19 protein-coding genes are annotated in these 21620 nt (G+C 59.5%); 10 read left to right on the top strand and 9 right to left on the bottom strand.

Going from position 1 to position 21620, the window contains the following annotated elements:
- Positions 1 to 5: 5 nt before the first annotated feature.
- The 3 genes from ACWHVV_RS03910 (at position 6) to ACWHVV_RS03900 (ending at position 2959) form a co-directional block, all read left to right on the top strand.
- The gene (locus ACWHVV_RS03910; protein WP_447928173.1) at positions 6 to 1355 is read left to right on the top strand and encodes a TRAP transporter large permease; all 1350 of its coding nucleotides are present in this window, start codon (positions 6 to 8) and stop codon (positions 1353 to 1355) included.
- Positions 1356 to 1536: 181 nt separating this feature from the next.
- Positions 1537 to 2196, top strand: a complete 660-nt coding sequence (locus ACWHVV_RS03905) for a GntR family transcriptional regulator (protein WP_447928172.1) — start codon at positions 1537 to 1539, stop codon at positions 2194 to 2196.
- Between the two features lie 163 nt (positions 2197 to 2359).
- On the top strand, positions 2360 to 2959 hold the full coding sequence (locus ACWHVV_RS03900; protein WP_447928171.1) for a nitroreductase family protein: 600 nt from the start codon (positions 2360 to 2362) through the stop codon (positions 2957 to 2959).
- Between the two features lie 79 nt (positions 2960 to 3038).
- Here the strand turns inward: ACWHVV_RS03900 and ACWHVV_RS03895 are convergent, their stop codons facing one another.
- Entirely contained in the window at positions 3039 to 4772 is a 1734-nt protein-coding gene (locus tag ACWHVV_RS03895; protein WP_447928170.1) for a mechanosensitive ion channel family protein, read from the bottom strand.
- A 177-nt stretch (positions 4773 to 4949) separates the two neighbouring features.
- Positions 4950 to 6686: a mechanosensitive ion channel family protein gene (locus ACWHVV_RS03890; RefSeq protein ID WP_447928169.1), complete on the bottom strand. Its 1737-nt coding sequence runs from the start codon at positions 6684 to 6686 to the stop codon at positions 4950 to 4952.
- Positions 6687 to 6947: 261 nt separating this feature from the next.
- On the opposite strand from ACWHVV_RS03890, the gene ACWHVV_RS03885 reads away from it, so the two are divergent.
- The 5 genes from ACWHVV_RS03885 to msrQ all read left to right on the top strand — a co-directional run bounded on the left by ACWHVV_RS03885 (position 6948) and on the right by msrQ (position 11917).
- Complete coding sequence (locus ACWHVV_RS03885; RefSeq protein ID WP_447928168.1) at positions 6948 to 7166, top strand: DUF1656 domain-containing protein; 219 nt, start codon at positions 6948 to 6950, stop codon at positions 7164 to 7166.
- The gene (locus ACWHVV_RS03880; RefSeq protein WP_447928167.1) at positions 7166 to 8032 is read left to right on the top strand and encodes an efflux RND transporter periplasmic adaptor subunit; all 867 of its coding nucleotides are present in this window, start codon (positions 7166 to 7168) and stop codon (positions 8030 to 8032) included. The genes ACWHVV_RS03885 and ACWHVV_RS03880 overlap by 1 nt, the downstream gene beginning before the upstream one ends.
- 4 nt (positions 8033 to 8036) lie before the next feature.
- Entirely contained in the window at positions 8037 to 10106 is a 2070-nt protein-coding gene (locus ACWHVV_RS03875) for an FUSC family protein (RefSeq protein WP_447928166.1), read from the top strand.
- A 157-nt stretch (positions 10107 to 10263) separates the two neighbouring features.
- Positions 10264 to 11280: a protein-methionine-sulfoxide reductase catalytic subunit MsrP gene (gene msrP, locus ACWHVV_RS03870; RefSeq protein ID WP_447928165.1), complete on the top strand. Its 1017-nt coding sequence runs from the start codon at positions 10264 to 10266 to the stop codon at positions 11278 to 11280.
- 16 nt (positions 11281 to 11296) lie between these two features.
- On the top strand, positions 11297 to 11917 hold the full coding sequence (msrQ, locus tag ACWHVV_RS03865) for a protein-methionine-sulfoxide reductase heme-binding subunit MsrQ (protein ID WP_447928164.1): 621 nt from the start codon (positions 11297 to 11299) through the stop codon (positions 11915 to 11917).
- 38 nt (positions 11918 to 11955) lie between these two features.
- Here msrQ and ACWHVV_RS03860 read toward each other — a convergent pair whose 3' ends face one another.
- From ACWHVV_RS03860 to ACWHVV_RS03850, 3 genes are all read right to left on the bottom strand, one after another.
- Entirely contained in the window at positions 11956 to 12699 is a 744-nt protein-coding gene (locus ACWHVV_RS03860; protein WP_447928163.1) for an ion transporter, read from the bottom strand.
- A gap of 148 nt (positions 12700 to 12847) precedes the next feature.
- Positions 12848 to 14353: a glycerol kinase GlpK gene (gene glpK / locus ACWHVV_RS03855; protein ID WP_447928162.1), complete on the bottom strand. Its 1506-nt coding sequence runs from the start codon at positions 14351 to 14353 to the stop codon at positions 12848 to 12850.
- Between the two features lie 58 nt (positions 14354 to 14411).
- A complete protein-coding gene (locus ACWHVV_RS03850; RefSeq protein ID WP_447928161.1) occupies positions 14412 to 15134 on the bottom strand; it encodes an MIP/aquaporin family protein in 723 nt (240 codons plus the stop codon).
- A 502-nt stretch (positions 15135 to 15636) separates the two neighbouring features.
- On the opposite strand from ACWHVV_RS03850, the gene ACWHVV_RS03845 reads away from it, so the two are divergent.
- Together ACWHVV_RS03845 and ACWHVV_RS03840 are read left to right on the top strand one after the other, a co-directional pair.
- Positions 15637 to 16068: a DUF2231 domain-containing protein gene (locus ACWHVV_RS03845; protein WP_447928160.1), complete on the top strand. Its 432-nt coding sequence runs from the start codon at positions 15637 to 15639 to the stop codon at positions 16066 to 16068.
- Complete coding sequence (locus tag ACWHVV_RS03840) at positions 16065 to 17504, top strand: PQQ-dependent sugar dehydrogenase (protein ID WP_447928159.1); 1440 nt, start codon at positions 16065 to 16067, stop codon at positions 17502 to 17504. Before ACWHVV_RS03845 ends, ACWHVV_RS03840 begins: the two co-directional genes overlap by 4 nt.
- A gap of 79 nt (positions 17505 to 17583) precedes the next feature.
- Here ACWHVV_RS03840 and ACWHVV_RS03835 read toward each other — a convergent pair whose 3' ends face one another.
- From ACWHVV_RS03835 to ACWHVV_RS03820, 4 genes are read right to left on the bottom strand one after another with little or no spacing between them, the layout of a single operon-like run.
- Complete coding sequence (locus ACWHVV_RS03835; protein ID WP_447928158.1) at positions 17584 to 18759, bottom strand: mandelate racemase/muconate lactonizing enzyme family protein; 1176 nt, start codon at positions 18757 to 18759, stop codon at positions 17584 to 17586.
- A gap of 16 nt (positions 18760 to 18775) precedes the next feature.
- On the bottom strand, positions 18776 to 20047 hold the full coding sequence (locus tag ACWHVV_RS03830) for a TRAP transporter large permease (protein WP_447928157.1): 1272 nt from the start codon (positions 20045 to 20047) through the stop codon (positions 18776 to 18778).
- Positions 20044 to 20589: a TRAP transporter small permease gene (locus tag ACWHVV_RS03825; RefSeq protein ID WP_447928156.1), complete on the bottom strand. Its 546-nt coding sequence runs from the start codon at positions 20587 to 20589 to the stop codon at positions 20044 to 20046. Before ACWHVV_RS03825 ends, ACWHVV_RS03830 begins: the two co-directional genes overlap by 4 nt.
- Positions 20589 to 21554, bottom strand: coding sequence for a sialic acid TRAP transporter substrate-binding protein SiaP (locus tag ACWHVV_RS03820; RefSeq protein WP_447928155.1), 966 nt, complete (start codon positions 21552 to 21554; stop codon positions 20589 to 20591). The genes ACWHVV_RS03825 and ACWHVV_RS03820 overlap by 1 nt, the downstream gene beginning before the upstream one ends.
- Positions 21555 to 21620 lie beyond the last annotated feature (66 nt).

Below are 21620 nucleotides of genomic sequence, written 5' to 3'. Positions count from 1 at the left end.
CGAACATGTCTCCAGACAGTATACTGGCACTTGTACTCGTACTCGTGACGTTTCTTGGTCTGCTCGCGATACGCTTTCATGTCGGTCTATCGTTGATGCTATCAGGACTTATTGGTGTCATGGTACTGAGAACCACGGACGCTGCCATATCCGCCGTCACCAATGCCCCCTACACTACCTCGTTCAACTACTCATTGGTCATTATTCCGCTGTTTATTCTAATGGGCGTTTTAGCCGTGCGCGCAGGGCTGGCACAGGCCGGTTTCGATATTGCCTCACGCCTACTTGCCAGGCTTCCCGGTGGCGCTGCCCTCTCCTCGCTGGCAGGTTCCGGCCTTTTTGCAGCGGTAACCGGCTCGAGTGTTGCAACGGTCGCCACTCTGGCACGAGTCTCGACCGATGCGATCACGCAGGCCGGACATAATATTCGACTGGCCGCCGGCGTGGTATGCGCAGGCGGCACGCTGGGCGTACTGATTCCACCTTCCATCGTATTAGTGCTTTACGGCATCATTACCGAAGAATCCATCGGGCAACTGCTGCTCGCTGGTATTGGTCCAGGCCTTTTAACCATTGCCGCTTACGCATCGACCATCGTGGTATTGGTGCTAATGTCTCGACGCCGCGCTGGTCACGGTGCCCCTTCGACCGCCGAGCGTCCGGTAGATACCGGTTCGGCCACCCAGAAGCCCGCGTTGGATATAATGGGCGGTGCCTATCTGTTCATTATCTTTTTGGTCTCTATCGGTACTATTTATCTGGGGATAGCCACTCCGACAGAGGCCGCGTCTTTTGGGGCCTTGGCCGCGCTGATCATTTTTGCCATTCGCGTCAAATTTTCCAATCTATCGAAGGCTATTAAAGAGCCTTTGAGTGAAACCATTGGCCTAACGGCGATGACGTTTTTACTGCTGACCGGCGCGGGAGTATTTACCTATTTCCTCGCGCTTTCCGGTGCCTCGACGTCGCTGGTCAACCTGGTGGTATCAGCGGACCTTCCGCCCTACGGGGTGCTCGTCATTTGCCTGCTTCTACTGCTGCCCTTGGGTATGTTTCTGGATGGCATATCGATGATTCTCATCGCAGGCCCTATTTTACACCCCATACTGACCAGCTACGGCTTCGACGGCATTTGGCTGGGGGTCATCATAGTGAAAGTTGCCGAGATGGCGCTGATCACGCCACCGGTAGGGATGAATGTCTTCGTCTACTCGGGCACGGTCAAAGAGATTCCCATTAGCGAGGCCTTTAAAGGGGTCTTCCCGTTCATCATCGCCGACTTCTTTGTCGTCGCCCTGTTGATTCTTATCCCAGGGATCGTAACCCTTTTACCCGGCCTTTCCGGCGCATCCTGAACCAGGTGTCTCCCGGCGCGCTTAATAAAGCAGCCGGGAGCTTTCTGCGGGCAACGACTATTCATTTTCAAACATGCAACTTATTGAAAACAGGGGCAAGTATAAATCGCGCTTTCAAACCCTGTTACAATGGCTTAAAAGCATGCCAGCTTCATTCGATCGTTATATCTCAGGTTTTTAAATGGATAGAAAAAAAGCCAAACAAAGCACCTCCTCTATAAAAGAGAAGGTTTACTTTCACATCCGGAACAAGATCATTAAAAGCGATATCTTGGGTGGAGAGTTCATAGAGGAAGAAGAAGTCACCGATGAGTTAGGCGTATCGAGAACACCGGTGCGTGAAGCTTTCTCTCGTTTGGAGGCAGAACGCTTTATAGACTTGATACCACGCAAGGGAGCCCGCGTTCGCCAAATTACCGGACAGGAAATCATCGATATCTATGAGACTCGGCGACTCATAGAAATTCACGCGGCCATAAGGATATGCAAGGAAAATATCGACATTCCGGATGCCATGTATTCATATCATGAAGCCATGATGGTGGACATCGACAATATCGATTTTTACGAACATATCATCAACGATAGCGGCTTTCACGGCACCATGGTAGATGCTATTGGCAACCCCGTCATATCGGACGTGTATCGATCCATACAAGAAAGGAAAATGCGTGTTGCCTATACGGCCCTGTCGATACGCCCGGATCGGTTAAGCGTTGTGACCGATCAACATCAGCAAATCATCGATGCGCTGTCTCGTCGCGATGCAAGCGAAGTCGCGACCCTATTGGAAAAACATTTGCTGCCCGTCGAGGGGGTAATTTCGCGTTTGCCCAAATGATGTTTCAAACCCGACCTCATCGGCCTGCAAGAGTCTACCTTATACTTTTATTCGTCCTTATCGCCGGATTTTCCCCATGGATTGCCCAGCAGCACTGAGCTAGATTAATGTATTCTAATTTGGGCGCCGCCCATCGATCATCGGCAATACAAGGAGAGGTTGAATGGCCAACTCTGCTATTAGCGTTTTTGAAAACCGCCGTAGCCAGTACGTTATTGGTAAGGATATTCCGCTCGGCCAAGAGGAGACGGCCGCGTTGATCCAGCAAGCGGTGAAGTTGGCGCCGTCGTCGTTCAACTCGCAAAGCTCGCGGGCGGTGATTCTGTTCAATGAGCAGCACGACCGGTTCTGGGACATCGTCATGGATACCCTGCGCGAAATGGTGCCGCCGGAGTCCTTTGCGCCGACCGAGGAGAAGGTCAACCGCTTTGCCGCGGGCGCCGGTACGGTGCTGTTTTTCGAAGAGCAGGACGTAATCAAGAACCTGCAGGAGAAGTTTCCGCTTTACGCCGACAACTTCCCGGTCTGGTCGGAGCACTCCACCGGTATCGCCCAGTTCGCGGTCTGGACGGCGCTGTCTGAAGCCAACATCGGTGCGAGCCTGCAACACTACAACCCGATCATCGACGATGCGGTCGCCAAGGAGTGGGACCTGCCCACCACCTGGAAGCTTCGCGCGCAGATGCCGTTTGGCTCTCACGAAGCGCCCTTCGGTGAGAAAGAGTTCATGGACGATAGCGAGCGTTTCCGCGTTTTCTCCTAAACAACCCCCCACCACTAACGCAAGGGGCGCTATATCATTAGCGCCCCTTGCGTTTTCATGGGTCTTAATCGATTTACTGTTAATCGTTTTGCTGTTTAGGGGTGGAGGTAGCCGTAACGGTTTTATGCATTTTGGTACCTTCTCCTCGCGCGATGTCTTCGTGGCTTAGCACCACGATTTCACGAGGCCACCACTCGGGGTAGTGATCGCGCAGGTAAATCACCATTTTCTCGCGCAGCTCGTTTTCCGCCTTCCAGCCGGAGAACGGGTCGACGGCCACAAAGTAACCGGTGACGGTTTGCTGTGAGCCCTGCTGCGCGGTCATATAGAAATAGAGATTGTGGTGCTCGATGACCTTATCGTTGTCTTTGGCGAACGTATAAAACTGCTGTCTCAACACTTCGACATCCGCGTTGATATGCAGACTCATATCGACCGAGCGATAGTTTTTGGCGTTCTTGACCGATAAGTTCTCGAACGGCTTTGAGATAAAATAGGTGACCGGCACGATCAGACGCCGCTCGTTCCATATCCGCAGCCGAATGTAGGTAAAGTAAATACCCTCCACGTAACACCAGTGGCCTTCGAACATGACCAAATCGCCGATACGAATAGGCTTGGCCAAAGAAAGCTGCAGTGAGGAAAGAATGTTGCCCAGCACCGCTTGGCCTGCAATACCCACCAGCACCGCTAGTACGCTGGCCGAGGCCAGAATCGACAGCCCCAGGGTCTCGAACAGCTGAATCTGGCTGAGTACGTAGACGACCACCACGGTGACGGTGAGCAAAATGATGATGCGACGAATCGCGTAAAGCGTGGTCAACAGCCGGCGATCGTCACGGGGTTTGGTGTTGTCGATCTCGCCCACCAGTTTGCGCGCCATGCGCAACATGAGGGTATCCACCAGGCGCAGTGCGATCGTGCCCATTCCCCAGGCCATCACGATGATCAGCAGTATGCGAAACGTAGCGGTCGCAATGGCCGAAAACGAAACGACGTAGTTCAACAACGTTTGAGTGACCAGCGCCAACGCAATCAGCGTGACCGGGCCCTGGATCTGGCCAACAAAAATGCTCACGCTACCGGCGGACAGGTAACGCGGCAGTTGCCCGATCAAAGCGTGCACGCTCCACCCCAGTGAGATGATCAGCATCAAAAAAATGGGAATGGCGATCCACTCCCAGACCATCAAGGGACCCATAGGGGTCTGGAAACGCTCGGGCAGGTGCGATTCCAGCCATGAAGGCCCATACTCGTCGAACAGCAAAGCAATGGAAGTAATGCTTTCAGGCATGATCAGCCACACGGGGTCCTGACCTTCAACGTAGTAACGCCCCATGCGTATGTCGTAGGTTTCCCCGCCGACCTCAAGGGCAGTGAGCTTGATGTTCCGACGCGGCTGGCCCGCCATCGGGTCTTCCTCGGCGGTGCTTTCGATCACCGCATCCTGGCGAGCCGACAGACTGGAGGCGGCGATCAAGTCACCGCGCTTTAGCACCTCAGCGAGCTGCCTTGCGAGCTCTTCCCCCTGATCGGGCTGCGCATCAGGGTCTATAGCAGAGAGGTTGAGAATATGCGCCGCCGCCTGATAACGGCCTTCGTTGGTGAGTTCCATAAAACTGCGTATTGCTTCACGCGGGGTGACACGCACCACGTCTTCAGGAACCTCCCCAAGGCCAGCATTCAGTGCGTCCTGGGTAAACCAAAGCCTGTCATGACTGCCTTGATACTCACTTTGCGCAAAGCCTGGGCCGGCCAATAAAAAGGCGAGCAGCCCGACGACCCATACGGGCCACACGATCATCTTCTTCATGCGCTTTTCCATTTAATGTAGGGTCAACGCGTTATCGCAAGCGTCATTGAAGCCAAAAAACCCCATGCCCTCGTGTTCAGTTTACTCATGCCATACAACACGATACACGCTTTAAAAGGCGCGTATATTGAAAAGCCCCGCTCACTGGCGGGGCTTTTTAGCACGGCCAGGCGGCCTTTAATCGCTACTACTCTCTTTGGGGCTGGAGGTAGCCATGATGGTTTTCTGCATTTTGGCACCTTCGCCTTTTGCGATGTCTTCGTGACTGAGCACCATGATATCCCGGGGCCACCATTCGGGATGTTCATCGCGCATGAAGGTCAGCATTTTTTCACGAAGGTTCACCTCCGCGTACCAGCCGGCCAACGGCTCGGAGGTCACGAAATAGCACGTCAGTGTTTGCTGCGGGCCGTTCTGGGCCGTCACCGCGCACATGAGGCGGTGATGTTCGACGATATTCTCTTCTTGCTCCGCGTACGTCATGAATTTCTTGCGCAGGGTGTCGATATTGGCGCTGATATGTAGCGTCAATTCGAAGTAGCGGTAGAGCTTGGAGCTTTTCACCGACAGGTTCTCGAACGGCTTGGAAACGAAGTAGGTGACCGGCACGACCAGGCGCCGCTCGTCCCACACCCGTAGGCGAATGTGGGTGTAGAAGATGCCTTCGACGTAGCTCCACTGCCCTTCGAACATGATCAGGTCGCCGATGCGAATGGGCTTGGCCAGCGACAGCTGAAACGAGGAGAGAATATTGCCCAGGACCGCTTGGCCAGCGATACCCACCAGCACGGCAAGTACACTGGCAGAGGCGAGAATCGACAGCCCCAGGGTTTCGAAGAGCTGGATCTGGCTGATCACATAAATGGACGTCCCGACCACGGTCAACAAAATGATCGCCCGGCGCAGGGCGTAAAGCGAGGTCAGAAAACGCCGCTCGTCCCGGGACTTGGTATCGTCTATTTCGCCGATCAACCGTTTGGCCATGCTCAAAAGGATCGTATCCACCAGGCGCAGCGCGATGGAGCCAAGCCCCCAGGCGATGACCAACACCAGCAGCACCCGGAAACTGGTCGTTGCCATGGCCGAAAACGACACCACGTAGTCCAGCAGCACCTGGATAATGAAGGCCATGGCCAACAGCGCGATCGGTAGTTTGATGCGCAGGAAGAAAATGGTGACGCCGCCCGAGGGCATTAGCTTTGACGTCAGCTCGACGAGCTTATATAACCCCCACCCAAGCGAGCCGATCAGTACCAAAAAGAGCGGAATGGCGATCCATTCCCAGAGCATCAACGGGCCCAGAGAAACCTTTAAGCGCTCGGGCAGTTGCTCTTCGAGCCAGGAAGGGCCGTAGGCGTCGTAAAGTATCGAAATAGAGGCAACGCTTTCCGGCATGACCAGCCAGGCGGGCTCCTGGTCCTCGACATGATAGCGGCCCATGCGGATATCGTAGATCTCGCCGCCGGTCTCCAGGGCGGTGAGCTCGATATCCCGGCGCGGCTCGCCCGCCAGCGGGTTCTCGCCGGTGGTGCTTTCGATCACCGCATCCTGGCGGGCAGGCAGGTTGGAAGCGGTCAGCCAGTCGCCGCGCTTCAATACCTGGGAAAGCTGCATGGCAAGCTCTGCGCCGCGTTCTTGCTGCTCACCGGGGTCGATATTCGAAAGATTGAGAATGTGCGCCGCCGCCGCGTAGTCTTCGTCGTCGGTGAGCTTTAAAAAACTTCTGATCGCCTCGCGCGGGGTAACGCGGGATACGTCCTCGGGCAGCTCGCCAAGGCCTGAGTTAAGCTCTTCTGCGCTAAACCAAAGCCCCTCTTCGCTATTCTCCTGTTGGGCTTGTGCCGCACTCGAGCCAATCAATAAAAAGGCCAACAGCCCCAACACCCAGAGCGGCCAAGAGATACGTCGTTTCATGCAGTTGTCCATTGATAACGTTGGTCGAGCGAGAATGCAGCCACTAGCGGCAGCGTTTAAAACGGTGACGAACGGCGGCGGGCCGCCTGCTATCCTTGCATGAGCGCGCGCCGGGTTCGAGGCGGCGCAGAGCTTAACGTACCAGCAGGTTAGCGCGACAACATGAGTTAACCGCTACACTGCATCGTTTAAAGCGGGTCATACCAACACCAGGCGCGCCCTGGCTGCCCCCTAAAACAGGTCGATACTAAAAAGGACACTATGGGTCTTCAAGAATTCGCCCTTGGCGGGATTTATATTAGCCCACTGCTTGTGTATGCGCTGCTGGGTTTTATCCTGACGCTACTTTTACGGACGCTTTTGCACGTTACGCTCTCCACCCGCGCGCTTTGGTTCGAAGCGTGGTTCGACGTATCGCTGTTCGTTATTATCACGGCGCTTATCGCGTTCATATTCACCGTTTTACTCGAGACTGCCTGATGCGCTCTTCGCTTCGCATACTGCTTACGCTTGTCATGGTGGCGCTGGCCATTGCCGCCGGCACCTGGCTTTGGCGCTACTATCTTTACACGCCCTGGACCCGCGATGGCCGGGTTCACGCCGACGTGATCACCATCTCGCCGGACGTCTCCGGCTGGGTGCGCTCGCTCAGCGTGACCGACACCGACTACGTAAGCCAGGATGACCCCCTCTTTCAAATCGACCAGGCGCGCTACCAGGCAGCGCTAGACCAGGCCCGGGCCGAAGTCGCCCACCGCCAGGCCACCCTCGAACTCAACCGTGCCGAGGCCAACCGGCGTAACCAGCTGGGTAACAGCCGGGCGATCAGCGAGGAGAATCAGCAGATCGCCCAGATCAACTCCCAGGTCGCGGCGGCGGATTTGGAACAAGCTCAGGCGGCACTGGCCAGCGCCGAGCTGGATCTCGAGCGCGCCAACGTCACCGCGCCGGCCAGCGGCCACGTGCTCAACGTTCAGTTCAGCGCGGGCAATTTCGTCAATCGCGGTACGCCGATCATGGCGCTGATTCGCGAAAATTCCTACTACGTGGTGGGCTACTTCGAAGAGACCAAGATGAGTACGATCCGCGTTGGCGACCCGGCGGTGGTCACGCTGATGCAGGGCGATACCCGTATCCAGGGCCGGGTCGCGGGTATCGGCCGCGGCATCGCCGATTCCAACACCACGCTCAATGCCCAGCTTCTCCCCCAGGTCGCCCCCACGTTCAACTGGGTGCGCCTTGCCCAGCGCATTCCGGTACGTATTGCCCTGGAGGACGTTCCCGACGAAACGCTTTTGAGCGTGGGCATGACCGCTACCGTGCGTATCCGCCAGGATAACGAGTAGCCCCATGCCGCCGCTTGTCAAAACCTACCTGATGCCCGAGATGTCGGCGGTCAAGTTCGCCATCAAGGCGACCCTTGCGATGATGCTGGCGCTCTATATCGCCCTGGCTTTGGATCTCGAGCGCCCCTACTGGGCGCTGATTTCCGCCGCCTTCTTACAGGTGCGCCCGATGAGCGGCATGGTGATCGAGAAAGGCATCTGCCAGCTGGGCGGCACCTTTATCGGCGTGGTGGCGGGTATCGTGATCATGGCGTTTTTTGCCCAGGCCCGGGTGCCCGCGCTCATTTCGCTGACGCTTTGGATTGCGCTGTGCACCTACGTCGGCTCGCTTTGGCGCAACAACTACACCTACGGCTGCCTGATGGCCGCCGTGACCGCCATGCTGATCGTGGTGATCGCCGGCGGCAGTACCCCGGCGGGTATTTTCAACGTGGCGATGGCCCGGCTCACCGAGCTTGGCCTGGGCGCCATCTGCGCGACGCTGGTCAGCTCGCTTCTTTGGCCCTCGCGGGTGGGCGGCCACCTGGCGCAGCAGGCGGATACGGTCATCAACAGCGCGTTCTCTCACGCGGCCCTGCGCCTGGAGGCAAGCGACGACCGCGACGCCATGCTCAAAGCGATGCGCGAGAGCCTGGGGGCGCTGACCATGCTCGAAACCGACAGCCAGGCAGCGCGTTTCGAAGGCCCGGAAGGCCCCGGGCGCATTCGCGCCTCCCACGTGCTCACGCGGCGTACGCTGCGCTTTTTGGCAAGCCTTTACGCTTTGCATCAGCTGCTTTTCGAACACACCCAACGGCTCGACCCCACGAGCGTGGCCATTGCCCGCGAGCTCGCCCAAGGGTTTCGCGACGCCGAGGACGTCAATGGGGTGGCCAACGCCCGCAAGCACCTGCAAGGGCTGCGTGCCCGGGTACACGAAAACGATGAAACGCAGGCCCATCCACTCAGCCCGCTGGACCGTCGCCTGCGCCTGGGCCTACGCGAAGTACTGGGCCATGCGATGATCATGCTGGACGCCCGCGAGGCGATCGCCGCACCCGGCGCCTATACGTTGAAGGCGGGCCCGCTTGCCTGGCACCGTGACCGCGTGGCCGCCGCCATCAATGGGGTGCGCTCCGGGCTTGTGTTCGCCGGGCTCGCCACGTTCTGGATCGTCACGGCCTGGGACAGCGCCATGGTCGCCATGATGCTGGGCACGCTCTTCTCGGCGTTTTTCGCCACCCGAGACAACCCGGTGACGGTCACCGTTATGTTCTATAAGGGCATGCTCGCCGCCATTCCCAGCGCGTTCATTTTTGGCCACGTGCTGCTCGCCCAGGTGCACGACTTCCCGCTGATGGCCGTGGTCTTCGGCACACCGCTGTTTTTAGGGCTGCTGGGGGCGACCAACCCGGCCACCATGGGCTACTGTCTGGCGTTCACCATCTTCAATATCCTGCTCACCATGCCGGGCAACGATATGGATTTTTCCTTCGATAGCTTTGCCAACCGCGCGGTGGCGGCCATCATCGGGCTGACCACGGTGGTCACCGCCTTTCGCCTGCTGCCGGGGCTTGGCACGCGGCTTCGCCGGCGGCGCCTGATCCGCGCGATCTCCCGCGATATCCACGGCCTGCAGCGGCGCTCGATCACCCAAAGCGAAACCCGCTTTAGCGGCCATATGGCCGACCGACTTTTACAGCTGGCCCAGCACGACGACATGCTCGCCCAGGAGCAGCGCCACCTTTTCATCCTGGGGCTTACCGGGCTCGATATCGGCACGGCCACCCTGCGCCTGCGCCACCGTTTCGACAACACGCCTCATTTGGCCATTCAACACGCGCACCAAACGCTGCTGCGCGCCCTCGCCCAGGGGTTCGAACAGAGCGCCCGGGGCCACGCGCCGCAAGGCATCCTCGAGGCGGGCCAGCAGCTCGATAAGGCATTGAGCAACCACGACGAAGAAAGTGGCGCCCACCGCGAGCTTTTAACCGGGCTGGTCGAACGCCTGGCGCTGTCCCTCGACCGCCTGGCCGACACCATGGCGAGCCAGCCCGGCCATCGCCCAAGCGCCAGCGCCGCGGCGGCGGGTTAGGCCGCTGGCACCGGGCGTTATCAACGAACTTTTCGCCTGGCCGCCTATCGAAGCACCGTTGACTAAAAGGGTTAGACAACCCGGCTAGAAGCATAAAAACTGAACAGAACGCGCCCTGGGGTACGACGCCCTAAAGGCTAGCGTCAGGGAGATACCGATGCTGATCAAAATCGCCAAACCCGGTGACCTGCACGAATCCGACGTCACACCCGAATCCGTCTACCTAAACCGACGCCGCTTTTTAGGCGGCGTGGTGGGCCTGGGCGCGGGTCTTGCGCTTTCGGGGAACGTTAAGGCAAGCGAAGACTACGCCGATGTGCCAAGCGGAGAGGCACCGGCTTGGCTCGATCAAAAAATCGCCCAGACCGAGTGGCGCGCCGTCACGCCCCAGGATCCGGACAAGGACGCGCTGGCCCCCTTTGACGACGCCAGCGGCTACAACAACTTTTACGAGTTCGGCACCGGCAAGAGCGACCCGGCCAAGCGCGCGGGGAGCCTTCAAACCGAACCCTGGAGCGTAGTGGTCGACGGCGAGGTCAACAACGGCGGGCGCTTTACGCTGGAAGATATCGCCAGCCCCTCCCGGTTCGAAGAGCGCATCTACCGGCTGCGCTGCGTCGAGGCGTGGTCGATGGTCATTCCCTGGCTGGGCATTCCGCTTGCCGATGTGATCCGCCGGGCCGACCCCACCAGCAAGGCCCAATACGTGCGCTTCGAGACGCTGGTCGACCCGGAGCAAATGCCCGGGCAGCGCTCCTCCTTTGCGCTGATCGACTGGCCCTACGTGGAAGGGCTACGCCTGGACGAAGCCATGCACCCGCTGGCGATGCTCGCACTCGGCATGTACGGCCGCGAGCTGCCCAACCAGAACGGCGCGCCGCTGCGCCTGGTGGTGCCCTGGAAATACGGCTTCAAGAGCATCAAGTCGATCGTGCGAATTTCGCTGGTCGAAGAGCAGCCGGTCAACTCCTGGCAGTTGTTGGCCCCCAACGAGTACGGCTTCTACGCCAACGTGAACCCCCAGGTCGACCACCCGCGCTGGAGTCAGGCAACCGAACGGCGTCTGCCCAACAGCCTGTTCAGCCCGAACAACATCGATACGCGCATGTTCAACGGTTACGAAGACGAGGTCGCTGAGCTCTACGCCGGCATGGATTTAAGGACCAACTATTAAGGGCGGGGCGCGCTTCATGGCGGGACAAGGCAAATGGCGGCTATGGCGCGGGGCGGTGTTTTTAGCCGCGTTGGCGCCGCTCGTTTATTGGGGCTGGCAGGTGTATCAAAACGCGGCCGGCCCAGAGCCCGGGCGCTACCTGCTGCTCAATATCGGGATCGGCGGGCTTTGGCTAATGCTTTTAACACTTAGCCTGACGCCGCTTTCCAAACTCACCCGCTGGAAAGGCTTTGCGCTGATTCGCCGCCAGCTGGGCCTTTGGACATTGGCCTACGCCACCCTGCACCTTTGCTGCTATGCGCTTTTCATACTCGGGCTCAACTGGGCGCTTTTGGGGGCCGAGATCGTCAAACGCCCCTACATCATCGTGGGGATGCTGGCGCTCATCGGGCTTGCGCTGCTGGGGGCTACGTCTAATCGCGCCGCCATGCGCAAACTTGGCAAGCGCTGGAAAACGCTGCACAAACTCGCCTATCCGATTCTGGGTTTGATGCTACTGCACTTTTTCTGGGTGGTGCGCGCCGACATGCAGGAATGGGCCGTGTACGCCGCTATCGGTGCGCTACTGCTGGCCACCCGCCTGCCGCCCATTGCCCGGGCGCTGCCCAGGCTGCGTCAGCGCTTGAAGCGCACCTGAGTGGAGTGTGATGTCTTCCCGCCAAAGGGAAATAGCGCTTATTTTTTCCTGAACGCTTCGCTAAACGCTGCGGCTAGAATGCCCGTGGGCATGGCGATAAGCCCGATACCCGCCACCGCCGTGAGCCCGGCGAAGGATTTGCCCAGTGCGGTGACCGGCGTTACGTCACCATAGCCGACCGTGGTCAAGGTCGCGATGCTCCACCAAAGCGCCCGAGGAACGCTCCCAAAAGCCTCTGGCTGCACATCGGCCTCTACCACATAGAGGCAGCACGAAGAGAACAGCAGCAAAAGCCCGGCGACGCCTGCACTTAGCCACAGCTCGTAGGCACGCGTTTTCAACGCCTCGGCAAGCGACGACCAGGCCTGACTAAAGCGTCCCAAACGCGCCAAGCGTAGCATGCGCACCAGCCGTAGAAGGCGCAGCAAAAACGCGTTGTCGTGATGCATGAAGCCGATGAAAAAAGGCAAAATAGCCACAAGATCGAGCAGCGCCCAAAACGAAAAGATATAGCGAAGCCGCCCCCTCACGCCGCGATAGCGCGGATTTTCGCCTACCGCGTAAAGCCGCACCAGATACTCGACGGTGAATAGCGCGACAAACAGCGCCTCCAGCGCGGTAAAAAGCGGCGACGCCGGGTCGCGTAACGTCGACTCGGTTTCCAAAATGGCCGTAAGCGAAGCGAGTAGAATGAGTAGGCAGATCACCCGGTTAACGCCGGAAAGCCCTAACTGCGGGCGCGCCTCCGGTGCCAACTGACGATAAAGCTCGGCTCTTGTCATGCGTCGTCTCTTTAGGCTATCGGGCGTTTTTCAGAATACTACGCCGAACATCCGCTTACACTACCTTCGCCGTTTGAGATACGAATATGAAAAAAGCCTCTGGGCGAACCAGAGGCTTTTTGGGTCAAATCGTGTTTAAACCCGCGATTCAGGACTCGACGTGAAACGCCATGGTGGCGTTGACCGCCTGTTTCCAGCCGGCGTAGAGCGCATCGCGTTTTTCCGCCTTCATTTCCGGGGTAAAGCGGCGCTCGATGGCCCACTGCTCGGAGATCTCTTCGCGAGACGCCCAGAACCCAACGGCTAAACCGGCCAGGTACGCAGCGCCCAGCGCAGTGGTTTCGTTCACCTCGCAGCGCAGTACGTCCACGCCCAGCATGTCGGCCTGGAACTGGGCGAGAAAGTCGTTACCGATCGCCCCGCCGTCGGCGCGCAGCTCGCTCAGGTCGAGCCCGGCGTCGGCCTGCATGGCTTTGAGTACGTCGGTGCTTTGATAGGCCAGCGACTCGACCGCTGCGCGGATGAAGTGCTCTTTTTGAGTACCCCGAGAGAGCCCGAACATGGCGCCGCGCACGTTGGAGTTCCAGTACGGTGCCCCCAGGCCGGTAAACGCAGGCACCATATAAACGCCGTCGTTATCCTTGGCGCGGGTGGCGTAGGCTTCCGAATCCGAGGCCTTGCCCAGCATGCGCATACCATCGCGCAGCCACTGAATGACCGAGCCCGCCACGAACACACTGCCTTCCAGGGCGTACTCCAAAGTGCCATCCACTTCCCAGGCGACGGTAGTCAAAAGGCCGTTCTTGGAGGGGGTGGCGGTGGTGCCGGTGTTCATCAGCGTAAAGCAACCGGTGCCGTAGGTGTTCTTGGCCATACCCGGCTCGAAACAGGCCTGACCGAACAGCGCCGCGTTCTGGTCGCCGGCGATACCGGCAATGGGGATCTCCTGGCCCACCAGGTACTTCGGTTGAATCTGACCGTACACTTCGCTGGAGGATTTTACTTCCGGCATCATCGAGGCCGGCACGCCGAAGAGCTCCAGAAGCTCCGGGTCCCACTGGCGATCGCGAATATTGAACAGCATGGTGCGCGAGGCGTTGCTGACGTCGGTGACATGCACCTTGCCGCCGGTCAAATTCCACACAAGCCAGGAGTCGATCGTGCCGAAGAGCAGCTCGCCCTTCTCGGCTTTCTCCTTGACGCCCGTTACGTTATCGAAAATCCACTTGAGCTTGGTGGCAGAGAAATAGGCGTCGATCACCAGGCCCGTTTTCTCGCGAATCATGTCGGCGTGGCCGGCCTCGCGAAGCTCGTCGCAGATTTCGGCGGAGTGGCGCGACTGCCAAACGATGGCGTTGTGCACCGGCTGGCCGGTATTTTTGTCCCACACCACGGTGGTTTCGCGCTGGTTGGTGATACCGATGGACGCGATTTCGGTGACGTCCACGCCGCTTTGGTTGATCACCTCGGTCAGCGTGGTGAGCACGCTGGTCATGATCTCCCGCGGGCAGTGCTCGACCCAGCCGGGTTTGGTAAAGATTTGCTCGAACTCGTGCTGGGCCATGCTGGCAACGCGGCCTTCATGATCAAATAGCATTGCCCGAGAGCTGGTGGTGCCTTGATCGATCGCGAGAACGTATTTTTTCTGGCTCATGAAATGCCTCTCAAGCGTTGGCGTTTAAGTAAGAAAGTAACGGTAAAGTGTAAACGAATTAGTAAACGTGAGCGGCCAGCCCGGCAAGCGAGGCGCCGATCAATGGCCCCAGGACCGGGACCCAGGCGTAGGCCCAATTGCTGCCCTGCTTGTGTTTGATGGGAAGCAGCGCGTGGGCGATGCGCGGGCCCAGATCCCGTGCCGGGTTGATCGCGTAGCCGGTGGGGCCTCCAAGCGAGGCACCAATCGAAACCACCAGCAGCGCCACGGCAAGCGGCCCAAGTCCGGACGGCGTGTTACCGAACATGATAATGACAAAGATCAGCACGAAGGTACCGATAATCTCGGTGACCAGGTTCCACCCCAACGCGGGGATCGCCGGGCCCGTGGAGAACGTCGCCAAAATAGCCGGGGCCTGTTCGGTGGCATCATAATGCTTTTTGTAAGCCAAATAGCACACGAGCGCGCCCAAAAAGGCGCCGATCACTTCCGAGATCAGGTAGGCCAGGGTGGTCATCGCGTTCACGGGAATGCCTGGCGCGTACTCGCTGGCCGGGCTCATCAATAAACCGATCGTGACCGCCGGGTTGATATGCGCCCCGGTATCGAAGGCCACGTACACCGCGCAAAACACCGCCAGCCCCCAACCGAAAAAGATAACGATGCTATCGCTTCCGCTGCCATTGGTGTCCTTGAGCAGCACATTGGCCACGACCCCGCAGCCCAGAAGCGTCAGGATAGCCGTGCCGGCGATTTCGTGTAGAAAAATGGTTGCAAACATCGTTGTCCAACTTTTGGGTTTATTACTTCTTTTGGGTTTATTGCTTCACCCGCCCTGCCCGCGCGGTGCAACTGGAAGCGGCGGTATTTTCAATTCCGAAAATACCATGTTCTTTTTGGCATCCTATCGGGGGCATTGGAAAAAACAATACAAAAATCCGAAAACGCCGGCTAATTTGGCTTATAAATTTGATTATAAACGATTTTCTTTTATGTTAGACATTAGTTGATTACGGTGTTCGGTGAGCACTAAAAGAAGGCTGCGAATTTTCATAAAAACGCATTTTTGTCAATTATCGAAAAAATAGCCGCCGCCGCACGCTTTTACCAGGGCCCGGCTGGCTCGTTAAAAGAGCGTGCCGACAAGGAAAGCTTTCTAAGCCCGCTAAACGTCTCCTATACTCAGCCTGGCGGCTCATAGAGCGCCAAATCACTCGCCCGTCTGGAACGCGGTCTTCCCAAGCGGCAACCGCATCGGGTCATTCATCAAGGAGGAGCGCACCATGCAGGCACCTGCACACCCTACTTACCGTAGCGGGATCCACCCGCTTCACGCCGTACTGCTGGCCGGTATGCTACCGCTTTTTCTGGGGGCGGCGCTCACCGACTACGCCTACTCGTCGAGCTACCATATTCAGTGGGCAACCTTTGCCTCCTGGCTGATCGCAGGAGGGCTGATATTCAACGGCTTCGCGATTCTCGCCGCTTTGATCGGCTTGTTTCGCGCCGACCACCGCACGACGCGCTCCTTTCTTTACCTGGCGCTTTTGGTCGTGACCTGGGCGCTGGGATTCGTTAACGCGCTCGTCCACGCCAGGGATGCCTGGGCGATGATGCCCACCGGGCTCGTGCTATCGGTGGTGATCACCCTGCTGAGCCTGGTAGCGATTTTTTTGGGTTTTACCCGTACGCGCGCTGTTGGAGTAGCCTCATGAATGTCTTTCGTCTCAAATATTTAACCCCGCTTTCCGCGCTTTTAGTGGCCACCAGCGTCAACGCCGCCGACGTCGAACAGCCCTATGGCCCCAACCCGACTCTGCCCGAGCCCGAGCGCGGCTTGCTGCCGGACATGACCGTGCCCGAGCCCGCCGAATGGGGCGATGCCAAGCCCACCGTGCCCGAGGGCTATACGATTACCGCCATCGGCACCGATCTGATGGTGCCGCGCCAAACCATCGTGCTGCCTAACGGGGATATCCTGGTGGCGGAAGGCAGCGGCGGTAACGCCCCGCAGCTCAAGCCCAAGGACGTCATCGCCGGCTACATCAAGGACCAGGGCAACACCTCGGTCGAAAGCGGCGACCGCCTGACGATTTTGCGCCCCAACGGCGATGGCACCTACGAGCAGTCCATCTTTGCCGAAGACCTCAACGCGCCTTACGGGCTCGCCCTTATCGACGATGGTCTGTTCGTGGCCAACCAGGATGCGCTGGTACGTTTCGATTACGAAGAGGGCCAGCTCGAGGCCGAGGGCGCCCCGGAAGTGATTGCTCAACTGCCCGCCGAGATCAACCACCACTGGACCAAGGCGATGGTCGCCAGCGCCGACGGCGAGTACCTCTACGTGGGCATCGGCTCGAACAGCAACATCACCGAGCGCGGGATGGACGCCGAGGTCAACCGGGCCGAGGTGTGGGAGATCGACGCCGAGACCGGGGCGCACCGCCCCTACGCCACGGGCCTGCGAAACCCCACCGACTTCGCCATTCAACCGGAGACCGACCAGCTCTGGGCCGTGGTCAACGAGCGTGACGAGCTGGGCCCGGACCTGGTGCCGGACTACCTCACCTCGGTGCAGGAAGGCGGCTTTTACGGCTGGCCCTACAGCTACTGGGGCCAGCACGTCGACCCGCGCGTGCAGCCGCAAAGGCAGGATTTGGTCGACGCCGCCATCGCCCCGGACTACAGCCTGAGCTCCCACGTCGCCCCCTTGGGGGTCGCCTTCTCGATTCCCGAGGTAGGCGATGACTACGCCGACGGCGTGTTCGTTGGCGAACACGGCAGCTGGAACCGCACCGACCCGGTCGGCTACAAGGTGGTGTTCATCCCCTTCGAGAACGGCAGCCCCGCCGGTGACCCGGTCGATTTCGCCAGCGGCTTTTTGACCGAAGACGGCAACGCTCTTGGTCGCCCGGTCGGCGTTACCGTGGCCCCGGATGGCGCGGTCATCGTCGCCGATGACCTGACCAACGTGGTGTGGCGGATTACGCCGGACAACCCGCCGGTGACCGCCTCTGAGCAGAGCACTGACGAGCCGTCGGTTACTGAGGAAGACGAAGACGCCTCGGAGCAAACGCTACAAGACGCCCCGGAAGCGGACGCCCAGGCACCCGACGAGCAAGATCCCGACGCGGACACGTCCGAGTCATAAGCCCTTTGCCCGGCGAGCCATGCTCGCCGGGCATCCCTGCCTTTCCCCTCTGTTTCCCCCCTCTGCTTTCCCTTCCCCTTTAGATATCGAGCTTCAGCGCCTTGAGCCGGTCTTCATCGATCGCGATGCCAAGCCCGGGTTCGGTGGGCAGCGCCAGTTGGCCGTGCTCCAGGCTTAACGGCGTTGTCAGCAGCGCTTCACGCAGCGGGTTATTGGCCGAGACATCGAACTCGACCCAGGTCGGCGTATGCGTGCGCTCCGGATGCGGATGCGGCGCCAGCGCGGCGGCAAAGTGCGCTGCCGCCATAATGCCTACCGCACTGCCCCATACGTGGGGGGAAATTCTCAAACCGTTTAGCTGCGCCATATCCGCAATGCGCAGCGCCTCGACATACCCACCGCACAGGTTGAGATCCGGCATCAGCACGTCGACCCCGCCAGTGGCGGCCAGCTCGCGGAATTCGACCGCGTTGACCGAGGCCTCCCCGGCGGCAATGCGCCCGTGGTGGCGCAAGGCCAGCCGCCGAAACCCGGGCAGGTCCTCCGGTGCGACCGGCTCCTCGATCCAGTAAGGGCGAAGCGGCGCCAATGCCTCGATCGACTCAAGCGCAATATCCGCCGTGTAGGCGCCGTTTATATCGGCCATGATGGCCACGTCGTCGCCAAGAATCCGCCGCGCGCTCTGCATCCGCTCGAGATCGCTTTTGATGCCGTGGCCGATTTTGATCTTGTAGCCGTCAAACTGCCCCGCCACGCGTTCGAGCTGGGCTTCAAGGGGCAGCGCCGCGGGTTCGTGAAAGTAGCCTCCCGAAGCGTAGACCTGTACCGCCGCCTGCTCTTCGCCGCCCAGCAGCCGGTACACCGGCAGGCCCAAAAGCTTGCCCAGGCCATCGTGAAGCGCGATATCCAGCCCGCTGACGGCAGCGGCCAGCTGGCTTTGCGCGCGTACGTGGTAGAGCACGTTGGTCATGCGCCGCCAGATGACCCGGTGGTCGAAGGCGCTCTGGCCGACGTAAGCCTCGCGGAGAATATCCAGGTAGGCAAGCGTGGTTTTGGGCGGCCCATAGCATTCGCCGATCCCCAGGATACCGGCGGAAAAACGCACGAACACCAGCGTGGCCATACGGGCATGACCGATTTCCCGGGCGCTGCCGTAGCCACCGTTCGCCGGTAGAAAGCTTGCGATAGGCACCATGTCGATGGCCTCGATCCGCGCATCCTGAGCGATCGAGGCGTTGTGTTGAGGTTGGTTCATGCAGATGACTCCGAAACTAGATGAGACTGGGCAGCCAAAGGGTCAGCGCCGGAATGAAGGTGATCAGCAGCAGCGATACCAAAAGCGCGGCAATGAACGGTAAGGTGGCGCGAACGGCGCGGGGAAACGAAATGTCCGCCACCCGCGCCAGAATGAACAGCACCAGCCCCACCGGCGGGGTCAAAAGCCCGATCATCAAATTGAGCACCATGATGATGCCGAACTGTACCGGGTCGACCCCGGCCTGCACGGCCAAAGGCAGCAATACCGGCGTCAAGATGGTGATCGCCGCCACGGTCTCCATGAAGCAGCCCACCACCAGCAGGATCAAATTGATCAGGATGAGAATGAGGATCGGGTTGTCGGCTACCGCCATGACGGCCCCGGCAAACGCGGTGGGTACGCCTTCACGGGTAAGTATCCAGGCAAAGATCGAGGACGCCGCCACGATCAACAGCACCACCGAGGTCATTTCGATGGTTTCACGAAAGACCGTAATGATCTGGCGCCAGCCGGCGCTGCGGTAGACGAGCGTGGCGAGTACCAGCACGTAGGCCACCGCGGCAATCGCGCTTTCCGTGGGCGTAAAGATGCCCAGCACGATGCCCCCGACGATGATCACCGGAATCAGCAGCGAAAGCGACGCGTGGAGAAAGCTCGCGATTAGCCGCTTCACCGAGAAGCGCTCTCCCACCGGGTAGCCGCGCCGATGCGAGATCACCGCGACCATGAGCATCAACAGCGCCGCGATCAAAAGCCCCGGCACGATACCGGCCACGAACAGCTGGCCGATCGACGCCCCGGCCACCACGCCATACACCACCAGCGGCAGCGAAGGCGGAATGATCGGCCCTACCGTCGAAGAAGCGCCGGTGATGCCCACGGCGAAATCCACGTCGTAGCCTTTATCGCGCATCGCCTTGATCTCGACGGCCCCGAGCCCGCCGGCATCGGCAATGGCGGCGCCGGACATACCGGCAAAAATCACCGATGCGCCCACATTGACGTGGCCAAGGCCGCCCCGGGCCCAGCCCACCATCGAATCGGCGAAGCGAAAGATCCGCTCGGTCACACCGCACACGTTCATCAGGTTGCCGGCCAGAATGAAAAACGGCACGGCCAGCAGCGGGAAGCTATCCACCCCGCCGACCATGCGCTGGATCAGGATGATGTCCGGGATGCGGTCCGCAGCCAGCAGATACAAAAGCGACGACCCGGCCAGCGCCACCGCCACCGGTGCGCCCATCAACAAAAGCGTTGCCAGGCCAGCAAAGAGTAGCAGGATCATGGCTGTTTCTCCCCGCGCCAGCAGGTAATGCCCTGTCGCGCTAGCCGGTACGCCATCATCAGCATGGCGGCGGCCACGATGGTGTAGATCCAGCCTTTCGAGATGGGCAGGGTGCTCATACTGGAGTGCCAGACCCGCTGCCCCACCTGCCAGGCAAGCCAGGCCACGTAAGCAAAGAAAGCGGCGCTAAGCAGGTGATTGAACCCGCTTAGCCAGCGCCGCGCCCGAACGGGCAGTACGAGCTCGAGGATTTCCACATAAATATGCCCCCGCCGGGAGGCCGCCCCCGCGGCGCCGATGAACACCAGCAGGACCAGCAGCATACGCGCGCCCTCTTCGGTCCACCCGATCGAGTGGTTGAAAACGTAGCGCGACAGGAACTGCGCAAAAACCACCCCGCCCAGCAACATCAACACCCCCAGTGCGACATGGTCCTCGAACACCCACTTCTGAGCAGGCGCGACGGGCATGGGGTCGAGCGAAGACGCGGGGGCGTCAGGCTCGGCCACTGGCTCACAAGCGCTGTCTTTCGGGCGACTCATTACTCGATCGCCTCGAGCGTTTGCAACTGCTCGGCGCTCCAGCCTACGTCATCGGCGGTGAGCGAGGGGCGCACGCGCTCGGCAAAGGGTGCGCGGTCTACTTCGTGCACGTTCGTCCCGTTGTCCTCGAACCAGGAGACCAGCTCTTGTTCCTGCTGCTGAATATCCAGACTGCCCTGCTCCCCCGCTTCCCGGAAGACATCCCGGAAGATCGTCTGATCCTGTTCGGAAAGCTGTGACCAGGCGTCGCCGCTGATGATGATCGGCTGGCTATCGAAAATATGGCCGGTCAGGGAGATATCCGACTGCACCTCGTTGAACTTCATCGCCTCGATGATCGGTAGCGGGTTTTCCTGCCCGTCGACCACGCCCTGTTGAAGCGCTAAATACACCTCCGCAAAGGCAATGGGCGTTGGGTTAGCACCCACGGCCCGGGGAAACATGAGCAGCAGCGGCGCATCGGGTACGCGAATTTTCATCCCCTGCATGTCCTGCGGGGTCAGTACCGGTTTATTGGCGGTGACGTGGCGCTGGCCAAAGTAAATAAGCCCCAGCGGCACGTGCCCGGTCGCTTCTTCGTACCCCTGGGCGAGTTCCTGAAAGAGATCACTATGCGAGTACGCCAGCCAATGATCGAAATCTCTGAAAACGAAGGGCGCGCTGCCCAGCGCAATAGGTGGGTAGGCATTACCGGCAAAGGCGTTACCGGTGTAGATGATATCGACCACGCCTAGGTCGAGGCCTTCGTTGAGCTCTACCTCATTGCCCAACTGTGACGAAGGGAATACCTCGACCGTGTGGCGGCCATCGCTGCGCTTTTCGATCTCCTCGGCCGCCCACTGCGCCCATTTATGATGGCTGTGGCTGGCTTCGTAGATATGCCCGAAAACGAAATCATTGGCCTGGGCGCTAACTCCGAAAGAAAGCGCAAGAAGAAGTGTGGTGAGCTGGCGACGTGCACGCATTGTTATCTCCTTATTAGAAACGGTAACCAACACATGCAGTACACTTGGAATAGTAACTCCGCGCAA

It is taken from the genome of Vreelandella sp. EE27 (genome assembly GCF_968206495.1).
Note: the sequence above shows the minus strand (reverse complement) of the source record. Positions and strands in the feature narration are given on the sequence as shown.